The organism is Streptomyces sp. NBC_00631, assembly GCF_045206895.1.
Classification (GTDB): Bacteria; Actinomycetota; Actinomycetes; order Streptomycetales; family Streptomycetaceae; genus Streptomyces.
Genome location: NZ_CP107734.1, coordinates 10,493,203 through 10,505,732 on the forward strand (window position 1 = coordinate 10,493,203; position 12,530 = coordinate 10,505,732).

7 protein-coding genes are annotated in these 12,530 nt (G+C 71.8%); 4 read left to right on the plus strand and 3 right to left on the minus strand.

The annotated features are described in order from the left end of the window. The first annotated feature begins 69 nt into the window (after positions 1–69). From OHB00_RS47440 to OHB00_RS47455, 4 genes are all read left to right on the plus strand, one after another. A complete protein-coding gene (locus OHB00_RS47440) occupies positions 70–2,304 on the plus strand; it encodes a tetratricopeptide repeat protein (RefSeq protein ID WP_406444766.1) in 2,235 nt (744 codons plus the stop codon). Between the two features lie 157 nt (positions 2,305–2,461). Next, positions 2,462–4,033 (plus strand): phytoene desaturase family protein, encoded by a 1,572-nt coding sequence (locus tag OHB00_RS47445; protein WP_406444768.1) that lies wholly within the window; start codon positions 2,462–2,464, stop codon positions 4,031–4,033. A gap of 101 nt (positions 4,034–4,134) precedes the next feature. Next, complete coding sequence (locus tag OHB00_RS47450; protein ID WP_406444769.1) at positions 4,135–5,244, plus strand: NAD(P)H-dependent flavin oxidoreductase; 1,110 nt, start codon at positions 4,135–4,137, stop codon at positions 5,242–5,244. Next, a complete protein-coding gene (locus OHB00_RS47455; protein ID WP_406444770.1) occupies positions 5,241–6,794 on the plus strand; it encodes an acyl-CoA synthetase in 1,554 nt (517 codons plus the stop codon). The genes OHB00_RS47450 and OHB00_RS47455 overlap by 4 nt, the downstream gene beginning before the upstream one ends. Positions 6,795–6,809: 15 nt before the next feature. Here OHB00_RS47455 and OHB00_RS47460 read toward each other — a convergent pair whose 3' ends face one another. The 3 genes from OHB00_RS47460 to OHB00_RS47470 all read right to left on the minus strand — a co-directional run bounded on the left by OHB00_RS47460 (position 6,810) and on the right by OHB00_RS47470 (position 12,371). Beyond that, positions 6,810–9,722 carry an ATP-binding protein gene (locus OHB00_RS47460; RefSeq protein WP_406444772.1) on the minus strand — a complete coding sequence of 971 codons (2,913 nt, stop codon included), beginning with the start codon at positions 9,720–9,722 and terminating at the stop codon, positions 6,810–6,812. A gap of 188 nt (positions 9,723–9,910) precedes the next feature. Further along, positions 9,911–10,921 carry a (-)-alpha-amorphene synthase gene (locus OHB00_RS47465; RefSeq protein WP_406444774.1) on the minus strand — a complete coding sequence of 337 codons (1,011 nt, stop codon included), beginning with the start codon at positions 10,919–10,921 and terminating at the stop codon, positions 9,911–9,913. Then, a complete protein-coding gene (locus OHB00_RS47470; protein ID WP_406444776.1) occupies positions 10,902–12,371 on the minus strand; it encodes a cytochrome P450 in 1,470 nt (489 codons plus the stop codon). The genes OHB00_RS47465 and OHB00_RS47470 overlap by 20 nt, the downstream gene beginning before the upstream one ends. Positions 12,372–12,530: the final 159 nt, after the last annotated feature.

The following is a 12,530-nucleotide window of genomic DNA, read 5'->3' on the forward strand; positions in this document are numbered from 1 at the left end:
GCGACCAGGCCTGGACGGGCGCCTCCCGGGGTGGGCGGGGCTGGAGGCGACGGGGGGCGACGGCGCGCGATGGCTGACAACAGGCTGGTCCAGGGGCGGTACCGGCTGCTCGACCTGATCGGGCGGGGCGGGATGGGCGAGGTGTGGCGGGCCCGTGACGAGTCCCTCGGCCGGCAGGTCGCCGTGAAGTGCCTCAAACCGCTCGGCCCGCACCACGACCAGGCGTTCACCCGCGTCCTGCGGGAGCGGTTCAGGCGCGAGGCGAGAGTGGCCGCCGCGCTCTCCCACCGCGGGGTCACCATCGTCCACGACTTCGGCGAGTACGACGGCATCCTCTACCTGGTGATGGAACTGCTTCAGGGCCGCAACCTCAGCCAGCTCATGGAGGACGACAGACACCAGCCGCTGCCCGTCGGCGACGTCGTCGACATCGCCGAGCAGGTCGCCGCCGCCCTCGCCTACACCCATCAGCACGGCATCGTGCACCGCGACCTGAAACCGGCGAACATCATGCGGCTCACCGACGGCACGGTGAAGATCTGCGACTTCGGCATCGCCCGCCTCGGCCACGACATCGGCCTGACCTCCCGGCTGACCGGCACCGGCGTCGCCATGGGCACCCCGCACTACATGTCCCCGGAGCAGATCGGCGGCACCGAGGTCGACCAGCGCAGCGACCTGTACTCGCTGGGCTGCGTGCTGTACGAGATCGCCACCGGAGCACCGCCGTTCGACCTCGACGACGCCTGGGCGATCCTCGTCGGCCACCGCGACACCCCGCCCGCCCCGCCGCGCAGCCACCGCCCCGAACTGCCCGGCTGGTTCGAGAAGGTCGTCCTCGACCTGCTGGCCAAACGGCCGGAGCAACGACCGTACGACGCCCGGGAGCTGGGCCGCCGGATCACCTCCGGACGGACGACACCCACCTACGTCCCCACCGTCGTCACCGCGCGGCCCCGGCTGCGGGCCCCGGAACCGGCCGCCGGCGAGCCGGGGCTGCCGTCCTGGACCCGGGGTATGACCACCGGCCACAAGGCGACCGGTGCCGCCCTGCGCACCACCCCGCCCGACCCCGGGGCCCGACTCACCGGCGAGTGGATCGCCCGCCCCGTCACCGGCGTCGCGGAACCGCTCCCGACCGTCCCCGCCCCCTCCACGGAGGCTCTCGCCGCCCTCGCCGGCCGCCACCAGGCCGGGCTGAGCCTGGGGCGGCTCGGCCGCTGGGCCGAGGCCGGCGAGGTGCACCGCGTCGTCGCCGCCGAACGCACCCGCCTCCTCGGCGCCGACCACCCCGAGACCCTCGCCAGCCGATACGAGATCGCCTTCACCCTCAGCCGCACCGGCCGCGCCGCCGACGCGCTGCGCGAGTACACCGAGGTCACCGCCGCCCGGGAGCGCGTGCTGGGCGCGGACCACCCGGACACCCTCGCCGCCCGCCAGGAAACGGCCTATGTCCTCGGCCAGTTGGGCCGCCACTTCGACGCCCACCAGGTGTACACGGCGGTCCTCGCCGCCCGGCAGCGGCTGACCGGACCCGACCATCCGGACACCTTGCGCTGCCGCCACAACCTCGCCTTCAACCTCAGCAGGCTGGGCCGCCTTGAGGACTCGTACCGGATGGCCCACGACGTGGCCGCGGCCCGCGCCCGGGCGCTCGGCCCGCGCCATCCGGACACCCTGGTCACGCGCTACGAAGTCGCCTACGCACTGGGGCAGTTGGGTCGCTGGGAGGAGGCCCTGCAGACCTATCGCGAGGTCGCCGAGGCCCGCGCCCGCGCCCTCGGCGCCGACCACCCCGACACCCTCGCCGCCCGCTACGAGGTCGGCATCAGCCTCGGCCGCCTGGGTCGCAGCGCCGATGCGCTCGCCCTCTACCGCGCCCTGATCGACGACCGCACCCGCGTCCAGGGTCCCGCCCACCCCGAGACCCTCCGCGCCCGCCACGGCCTCGGCGTCAACCTCGGCCGCCTCGGCCGCTGGGAGGAGGCCCTGGCGGAATCGCGCGACGTCTGCGCGATCCGCGAACGGGTCCTGGGCACCGACCACCTCGACACCCTGGTCAGCCGCCGGGAGGTCGCGGTGAGCCTGGGGTGGCTGGGCCGCTGGCCGGACGCACTGACGGAGTACCGGCGGGTGGCCGGCGCGCGGGAACGGGTCCTCGGCTCCGACCACCCGGACACCCTGGCCAGCCGCAACGACGAGGCGCACTGCCTGGAGCAGTTGGGCCGGGGAGCCGAGGCGGTGGAGCTGTACCGGAGGGTGGCGGTACTGCGCCAGCAGCGCGCATCCGGCGAACGGCTCTGAAAGCGCCCCGTCAGGGGCGCGGGGCTGTGAGACATATGCGGTTCCGCCGCGTGGGCGCGACCAGCCACCCACGACCCGCAGGTCGAAACCGGCCCTCCCCGCCGAGCGGACCGGCACGCCTCTTACTTCCCTAGATCATCATGTGTTACGAAGAGCTATGCCCGCTGCCACCGAAACTCCCCGCGCCTACGACGCCATCATCGTCGGTGGCGGCCACAACGGCCTCGTCGCGGCCGCCTACCTGGCCCGGGCCGGCCGCACCGTGCTGGTGCTGGAGCGGCTGGGCCACACCGGTGGCGCCGCCGTCTCCACCCGCCCCTTCGCCGGTGTCGACGCGCGACTGTCCCGCTACTCCTACCTGGTCAGCCTGTTGCCCAGGAAGATCGTCCGCGATCTCGGCCTGGACTTCCGGGTCCGCGGCCGCACCATCTCCTCGTACACCCCCGTGGAACGCGACGGGCGGCCGACCGGGCTGCTGGTCGGCGGCGGCGAGCGGCGGATCCGCGAGGCGTTCGAACGGCTGACCGGGGACAAGACGGAGTACCGGGCGTGGCAGCGGTTCTACGGCATGACCGGCCGGGTCGCCGAGCGCGTCTTCCCGACGCTCACCGAACCGCTGCCCGCGCGCGACGAACTGCGCCGCCGGATCGACGACGAGGCGGCCTGGCGGGCGCTGTTCGAGGAGCCGATCGGGGTGACCATCGAGGAGAACTTCACGGACGACCTGGTGCGCGGGGTCGTCCTCACGGACGCGCTGATCGGCACCTTCGCCGACGCCCACGACGCCTCGCTGCGCCAGAACCGCTGCTTCCTCTACCACGTCATCGGCGGCGGCACCGGCGCCTGGGACGTGCCGGTCGGCGGCATGGGCGCCCTCACCGACGCGCTGGCCGCCGCCGCGCGCTCGGCGGGCGCGGTCCTCGCCACCGGGCACGAGGCGGTACGGATCGAGACGGACGGCCGCGCCGCCGAGGTCACCTACCGCACCGCCGACGGGGAGGGCGCCGCCGCCGCCCGGCACGTCCTGGTGGGCGCCTCCCCGCAGGAACTCGCCGCCCTCACCGGCGACCCGGCACCGGAGCCCGCCGAGGGCGCCCAGCTGAAGGTGAACATGCTGCTCAAGCGGCTGCCCAGGCTGCGCGACACCGCCGTCGACCCCCGTGAGGCGTTCTCCGGCACCTTCCACATCGCCGAAGGCTACGAGCAGCTGGCCACCGCACACGCTCAGGCGGCGGCCGGCACGCTCCCCAGCGCCCCGCCCTCGGAGATCTACTGCCACTCCCTGACCGACCCCACGATCCTCGGCCGTGATCTGGCCGAACGCGGCTACCAGACGCTCACCCTCTTCGGCCTGCACACCCCGGCCCGGCTCTTCGCCACCGACAACGACGCCGTACGGCAGCAACTCCTCAGGGCCACCCTCGCCCAGCTCGACGCCCACCTCGCCGAGCCGATCGCCGACTGCCTGGCCCTCGACGCCGACGGCCGCCCCTGCATCGAGGCGAAGACCCCCCTGGACCTCGAACGCGACCTGCGTCTGCCCGGCGGCAACATCTTCCACCGCGACCTCTCCTGGCCCCACGCCCAGGACGGCACCGGCCGCTGGGGCGTGGAGACCCGGCACGCCAACGTCCTCCTGTGCGGGGCGGGCGCCGTGCGCGGGGGAGGGGTGAGCGGGGTGCCGGGACACAACGCGGCGATGGCGGTACTGGAACAGCGGGCCGACTGAACCGGGGCGGGCGGATCAGCCGGACCGGAATCCGCGGAAGAATCTGACGGAGCATCAGAAAAGCTCTTCCGTCGGCCGCACTACTGCGGCATCCTGCGCCCATGCAGACGGAGTTGAGCAAGACCCTGGGAGTCGAGCACGCCGTCTTCGGCTTCACGCCGTTTCCCGCCGTGGCCGCGGCCATCAGCCGGGCCGGCGGTTTCGGAGTGCTCGGCGCGGTCCGCTACACCGCCCCCGACGACCTCAAACGCGACCTCGACTGGATCGAGGCGCATGTCGACGGGAAGCCGTACGGGCTCGATGTCGTCATGCCCGCCAAGAAGGTGGAGGGCGTCAGTGAGGCCGACGTCGAGGCGATGATCCCGGAAGGGCACCGGCAGTTCGTACGGGACACCCTCGCCAAGTACGGCGTGCCCGAGCTCGCCGACGGCGAGGCGTCCGGCTGGCGCATCACCGGGTGGATGGAGCAGGTCGCCCGGACCCAGCTCGACGTCGCCTTCGACTATCCGATCCGGCTGCTCGCCAACGCCCTCGGCTCGCCGCCCGCCGACGTCGTCGACCGCGCCCACGACCAGGACGTCCTGGTCGCCGCGCTCGCGGGCAGCGCCCGGCACGCCGTGAAGCACCGGGACGCGGGCATCGACATCATCGTGGCCCAGGGCTACGAGGCCGGCGGCCACACCGGCGAGATCGCCACCATGGTGCTCACCCCGGAGGTCGTCGACGCCGTCGCCCCGCTGCCCGTACTGGCGGCGGGCGGCATCGGCAGCGGACAGCAGGTGGCCGCCGCCCTGAGCCTCGGCGCTCAAGGGGTGTGGCTGGGCTCCATGTGGCTGACCACCACAGAGGCCGACCTCTCCTCGCCCGCCGTGACCCGCAAACTCCTCGCCGCCGGCTCCGGCGACACCGTCCGCTCCCGGGCCCTGACCGGCAAACCGGCCCGCCAGCTGCGCACCGAGTGGACCGACGCCTGGGACGACCCGAGCGGTCCCGGCACCCTCCCCATGCCCCTCCAGGGCCTGCTCGTCGCCGAGGCCCTCACCCGCATCCAGAAGTACGAGGTCGGGCCCCTGCTCGGCACCCCCGTCGGCCAGATCGTCGGCCGCATGACCAGCGAACGCAGCGTCCAGGCCGTCTTCGACGACCTCACCCGGGGCTTCGAACAGGCCGTAGACCGCATCAACCGCATCGCCGGAAGGAGCGGCACGTGACCAGCACGCCCCCCGCCGGATTCTGGGCCCAGGCCACCCTGGACCCCGACCGCACCGTCCTCGTCGCACCCGACGGCGAGGAATGGACCGCCGGCCGTCTGCACGCGGCCGTCAACCAGCTCGTCCACGGACTGAGGGCCGCGGGCCTGGAACGCGGCGACGCCTTCGCGGTCGTCCTGCCCAACGGACCCGAGTTCTTCACCGCCTACCTGGCCGCCACCCAGGCCGGCCTCTACCTCGTCCCGGTCAACCACCACTTCGTCGGCCCGGAGATCGCCTGGATCGTCGCCGACTCCGGCGCCAAGGTGCTCCTCGCCCACGAACGGTTCGCCGGCGCGGCACGGCACGCCGCCGACGAGGCCGGCCTCCCGGCCACCCACCGGTACGCGATCGGTGAGGTCGAGGGCTTCCGGCCGTATGCCGAACTCCTCCAAGGACAGCCCGAGTCGGCGCCCGCGGACCGCGAACTGGGCTGGGTCATGAACTACACCTCGGGGACGACGGGCCGCCCCCGAGGCATCCGCCGCCCGCTGCCCGGCAAGCTCCCCGAGGAGGCCTACCTCGGCGGCTTCCTCGGCATCTTCGGCATCCGCCCCTTCGACGACAACGTCCACCTGGTCTGCTCGCCGCTCTACCACACGGCCGTACTCCAGTTCGCGGGCGCGTCCCTCCACATAGGCCACCGTCTCGTTCTCATGGACAAGTGGATCCCCGAGGAGATGCTCCGCCTGATCGACGCACACAAGTGCACCCACACCCATATGGTCCCGACCCAGTTCCACCGCCTGCTCGCCCTCCCCGAGGATGTGCGCGCCCGCTATGACGTCTCCTCCATGCGGCACGCCATCCACGGCGCCGCCCCCTGCCCGGACCACGTCAAACGGGCCATGCTCGACTGGTGGGGGCCCAGTGTGGAGGAGTACTACGCGGCCAGCGAGGGCGGCGGCGCCTTCGCCACCGCCGAGGACTGGCTGAAGAAGCCCGGCACCGTCGGCAAGGCGTGGCCCATCAGCGAACTCGCGGTCTTCGACGACGACGGCAACCGGCTCCCGCCCGGCGAACTCGGCACCGTCTACATGAAGATGAACACCGGCGGCTTCGCTTACCACAAGGACGAGGCCAAGACGAGGAAGAACCGCATCGGCGACTTCTTCACCGTCGGCGACCTCGGCTGCCTCGACGAGGACGGCTACCTGTTCCTCCGCGACCGCAAGATCGACATGATCATCTCGGGCGGGGTCAACATCTACCCCGCGGAGATCGAGTCCGTGCTCCTCTCCCACCCCGCCGTCGCCGACGCCGCCGCATTCGGCATCCCGCACGACGACTGGGGGGAGGAGGTCAAGGCCGTCGTCGAACCCGCCCCCGGACACGAGCCCGGACCGGACCTCGCCGCCGACCTCCTCGCCCACTGCGCCGGGCAACTCGCCGGCTACAAGTGCCCGAAGACCGTCGACTTCATCGCGGAGATGCCCCGCGACCCCAACGGCAAGCTCTACAAACGGCGGCTGCGGGACCCGTACTGGGAGGGCCGCACCCGTCCGGTGTGATCCGCGCCCCGCGCCTCAGGGGTGCGGGCGGTGAAGAGCCTCCAGGACCCCGGCGAGGCCGGCGGCATCGGTGCCGAGTTTGCGGTAGACGCGGGACAGCAGCTGCCGCACGCCCTGCTCGGTGAGGCGCAGCTCCTTGGCGACCACGGCCACCGGGTGCCCCTGGACGGTCAGTTCGGCGGTGCGCAGCTCCTGCGCGGTCAGCGTGTCCGCCTGCGCGTACCGCAACGGCAGCGGCCGCAGTCCGGCCGCCGAGAGCTCCTCCCTGGCCCGGGCGGCGAGCGCCTCGGCTCCGCAGTGGACGGCACCTTCCAGCCCCTGGTAGAGCCGGTCGGCGGCTTCCTGGAGCCGACCGGCCAGGGACAGCGCGGCGCCGTGGCCGATCTGGGCGCGGGCGAGTTCGTAGGCGGCGGGCGACTGCTCCAGCTGTTCGACGGCCTGCGCGTACAGGTCGACGGCCGCCGTCCCGCCGGTCACCTCGGCGAGCGTGTGCAGGGCCTGTCCGACGGCCGAGGCGGCACCGAACTCCCGGGCCCGCCGCACGGCTTCCTCGGCATGGGCGACGGCTTCTTCAGGGGCGACGGGGGCGAGCGCGGTCGCCAGCCGCAACTGCCACGGACACCAGGCCGGATTGCGCCAGCCCCGCGCGTCCAGCCACTCCCCGACCGCCACCAGCAACCGAGCCGCCTCGGCGTGCCGCCCTTCGGCGAGGAGCAGTTCGGCGTAGACGGTGCGGGGGTCGGGGTAGATGACGGCGTTCGGCGCCGTCGCGCCGAAGTGGTGCTCGTCGGCGAGTGCCCGCGCCTCGGCGATGCGCCCACGGGCCAGCAGCGTCTGGATCAGGATGCCCACGGCGAACCACTGGGCGGGAACGGCCCCCTCCACCTTGTCGGCGATCAGCAGACCACTGCGTACCAGCTCCTCGGCCTCGGCGAGGCAGCCCCGGCGGTAGCGGATGTAACCGGCGAGGGTCTGACCGAGTGCCAGGTGGGAGCCGCGCCAGCCCATGGCCACGCATTCGGCGATCCCCTTGCCGAACAACTCCTCGGCGCGCCGCGGCTGATCGGCGTACATGAAGACCAGGGCGACAGAGGCGGGGACCTCGAAACCCCGGTTCTCGTCGGTCCAGCTCATGCCGCCGGCCAGGGCCCGCTCGGCATGGGCGAGAATGCTCTGCCGCGGTTCGCCGCGCAGGATGGCGTCCCAGGCCCGCAGTCCGAGGATGTAGCGCTCCTCAAGACTGCGGCCGGGCAACTGCTCGGCGAGCCGGGTCAGTGTCCGGGAGCGCGCGGGCGAGTCGTGGTCGTCGGCCCGGAACATGCCCCAGACGAACTGGTCGGCCTGCATGCGCAGTTTGACGCGCGGGTTGGTGGCCTTCCGCGCTTCCTCGGTAGCCACGCTCACGGCCTCGGCCAGCTGGTCGGTGTGAGCCAGGGCCTGCGTCAGCCGGAAGACGATGGAGGCGCGCAGGTCGGGGTCTACGTCGGACTCCGCCAGTGCCTGGCGCAGGTGCCGCACCGTGGCCGTGGGCTCGATCAGGAACGTGGAGCACGCGAGTTCGTGAAGGACCGCGGCACGGTCCTCGGGTAGAGGCGGCTCCTGCAGCGCACGGGTCAGCAGGCGCCGGGCGGCCTCGGTGGCCCCGGCACCCAGATACACGCGAGCCGCCTCACGGAAACACGCCACCGCCTCCGGATTGCCTTCGCAGGGAACCTCCAGCAGATGCCGGGCGGCGGCGGTGGATCCGTGTCCCGCCGCCAGGACGGCCTCCGCGGCGGCGTTGTGCATACCGACCCGGATGGCCGGCGGGCTGATGGACCGGTAGATGGTCGTGGCGATCAGCGGGTGAACGAACTCAAGTGCGCCGTCCATGTCGTGTGCGTAGGAGAGGAACCGGGACGCGCACAGCCTCTGGACCGCCTCGGTCGTCGCCTCGTCGCCGAGCACCGCGATCGCCGAGGCGAGCTGCGGTGAGAAGGGCGAGCCCAGCACGGCAGCGGCGTGCGCGAAGCGCATGGTCGCCGTGCCGAGCCGATGGAGACGCTCGATCAGTCCCGGGCCCTTGATCGCTGCGGCGAGTTCACGCATCGTGGGCAGATCGTCCTCGGTGCCGCTCACCTTCCGCTCGGCCAGCCTGATGGCGAGTTCCACCGTCTCGAAGGGGCTCCCGCCGGTGGCCAGGGAGCACTCCTTGCAGAACTGGTCCTGGGCCGCCTCCCCGACTTCGGATCTGACGATCCGGGCCACACCTTCGGCGGTGAGCAGCGCCAGCTCGTGGGGGCGGTCCCCGTGGTGTGCCACGAGCGTGCGCAGTTCGCCTGCCTCCGGGGGCAGTTCGTCGGGCCGGTATGCGACCACGAGCAGCAGCGGCAGGTCGTCCACTCGCGGCACGAAGGAGGTGAGCCACTTCAGGGACTCGGGGTCCGCCCAGTGGAGGTCGTCCAGGAGCAGGACCACCGGCGCCTTCTTCACCGTGAGCCGCGTCATGACCCAGTCCAGGCCCTCGCGGACCCCGGTGGGGTCCGGAGCGGGAGCGGACCCCCTCGCTTCGAGACCGAGCACGGCGGCGACGGTGTCGTACCAGCTTCCCAGGAAGGCCCGGAGTTCCGCCTCGCCCATCCGCGCCAGGGAGGGCTGCATCAGTTGACGTACGACGCGGAACGCCGAACCCTGTTCCGCCTCGCCGCCCCTGCCCGACAGCACGGTGAATCCGTCCGCGGCGGCTTTCGCACGTGCTTCCGTCATCAGGGCTGTCTTGCCCAGTCCAGCCGGCCCCGTGAAGGCAAGCAGCCCTTTGCGCCGTGCTCGTGGCACGCCGCCCGTGGTGCGCCGCAACTCCCGGAACGCGGCGTCGAGGGCCTGAAGTTCCCGGCGGCGCTCGATCAAGGTCTTTTGGTCCAAGACCGGTTGCCGCGGCTCCATTTCCATATGCCGTACCGCTTTCTTTCGTTCGGCCCGGAGAGAGCCGAGCGTACGCCTTTTCGCGGTGCGGGCAGGCCGGACTGAGTACTATCGGGTGAATCATGAACTGCAGAAGGGATAATGTCCGCCGTCCGGGTAAGAGGCCCTGATAGCCACCTCCCGGAGGCAGGTCGTCGGAGCGCGTGCGGGTGCTCCTAGGACACGGCGGCCACCGTCGTCACATCCGCGTACCGGGGTACGGTGCGGGACCAGTGGTAACACCCGCCGACCCAGCCCGTCATGCCCTCCACGTAACCGACCCCCGCAGGGCTCAGTTCCGGCTCGACTTCGGCATGGAGCACCTGGAACTCCTCGATCGTGTCGTTGATCTGCCGGATGGCGAGGAGGACGGCGTCCTGCAGGGAGCATCCGTTCTCGCGCTGGTGGGCCAGGGCCAGGTTGATCATTCCGCCGGCCCGCTGTTCCTTCACTGCGGAGAACAGATCGGGTATCCACACCGCCGCGTCGGCCGACAGCCGGCCCAGCCGCTGTACGACGGGGTGGTGCAGTTCGGTGGGGGACAGTTCGTCCGGCTGGGCGGCCTCGCACAGCGGGTAGAACGGCTCGACTCCCGCGATCAGTGACCGTATGGAAGTGCAGTCCGCGGCCCGCAGGAGGTAGGGCTGGGCCTGGGCCACCGCCTCGTACAGCAGGCCGTGCACGTATTCCCGGCTCTTCCAGGCCCACCGTGCGGCCTGGGCGGGAGTGCACCGCTCCCGGACCTGCCGGTGGAGATCGGCCAGGGCTGCTCCGAGGAGAGTGCCGGGTGGTCGGCCGTCTCGCAGAATCGCGATGCTTTCGAACAGCATCGGCAGCAGCAGGCCGGGGGAGCGCTGACCGATGTCCTCTGCCCGGTCGTCGAAGACGAACTGATAGGCGATCTGGTTGGCCACGATCTGGAGGAGACCGGGATCCACGTCGGCGCTTATGCAGGACGCGAGTTCGGCGGGGCGAGTGCAGGCGATCATCGTCGTCACGCCTGGTTCCTCAGCCAGCCCCCACGTGCGCAGCCAGGCGTCGACGCCGGCGGTGGCTTCGGCTTCATGGGGGTTGCGCCGCAATGGGAAGGGCATGTGGAGGTGGGCGTCGATCAGGTCCCTGAGGCTGGCGACCGATGTTCCGTCCGATATGCCGAGTGCGATTTCCTCATGCGTTGTCGACAACATGATCACCTGCCGTTCGGGCCTCCGGTGAGCACTGGGCGGTTGCGGCCGGCCAGCGGCCGGAGGACGACGCCCCTGCCGGCGTGTGCGACCTGGTCTCACAGGCCATGACCAGCGAACGCGGCCCCAGCGTGATCGCGGGGCGCGGTGGCCGGGTGACGTGCCCGGGCAGATGGCGCAGGCGCATCCGGCCGGCGATGGTCGCGAGTGCCACGGTGACCTCCATCATGGCGAACTCGTCGCCGAGGCATTTGCGGTTGCCCGCGGAGAACGGCATCATCGCGCGCCGCTGTTCGGCGGTGGGCCGCCCCGGCAGCCAGCGGTCGGGGTCGAAGCGCTCCGGGTCGGGGAACGACGACGGGTCGTGGTGCAGGAGGTAGGGGCTGTAGAGCACGGTGGCTCCGGCGGGCAGCCGGCACCCGGCGAGCTCCGTCTCCCGGGTGGTGACGCGGGTGAAGAGCCAGCCGGGGGACGAGTGGCGCAGTGTCTCGGCGACGACGCACCGGGTCCGCACGAGGTCCGGCAGATCGCCGGGACCGGGCCGGCGGCCGCCGGGCAGGACGGTGTCGAGCTCGGCGTGCAGGCGCCGCTCGGCCTCCGGGTGGCGGGCCAGCAGGCTGAAGGCCGCGGTGAGGGACAGGGCCGAGGTCTCGGCGCCCGTGAGCAGCAGGGTGATCAGGTGGTCGTGGATCTCCTGATCGGTGAGGGCCTGCGCGCCGCCGTCGCCCCGGGTGGCCGCCAGCAGGGTTCCCAGCACGTCGGCACGGGGGGCGCCCCGGCGGCGCTCCGCGATGGTCGCGTCGATGACGGCGTGCAGACGGGCGAGCGCGTGCCGGTAGCGGCGGTTGGCGGGGGTCGGGAGCCGGAACAGCGCGTCGATCGGTACGACCGTGCGGACGAAAAGGCCGCGGACGACGTCGGCGAGGCAGTCCCGCACCTGGGCCGAGGTCCCGTCGTCCAGCGAGTCGGAGAGCAGCACCCGGCTGATCACACGGGTGGTGAGGGTCGTCATCGCCTCGGTGACGGACACGGCCCGGCCCGCCTGCCACCTTTCGCACACCGACTCGGCCTCCTCGGCGACGAGTTCCGTGTACGCGGCGGCGTGGGACGGGCGGAAAGCGGGCTGCAACAGCCTGCGTTTGTCCCGGTGCGCGGGCTGACGGCAGGTGACCAGTCCGTCCCCCATCAGCTTGCCCAGTCTGTCGTAGAGAGGGCCCCCCTTGTCGAAGGTGTGCGGGTCCATGAGCACCTCGTGGGTCAGCTCCGGGTGGCACACCATCCAGGCACGCTGGGGGCCCAGTCGTATCTCGACCAGATCCCCGTACGCGGGCAGAGAATTCAGAAAGGCCAGCGGCCGACGGTATAAGGCGATACCGTGACCGAGGAGTGGGAATATGCCGGGAGCAGTACCTGTAGTCCACGTTCGTTTTTGTTCAGGCACAGCACCGTTCATGGAATCCTCCTGCCCAGCGCGACACGTGAAATGAGCGAACCTGTCTCGGGTCTGGCAACCCGAGACAAGTCCTGCCCAGTTGAACCACGACCGGGTTTCCGGAATCCTTTCTCCAAAGGGGCGCACAGGAGCACGCTGAAGCAGAAAGCGCAGAGTGCG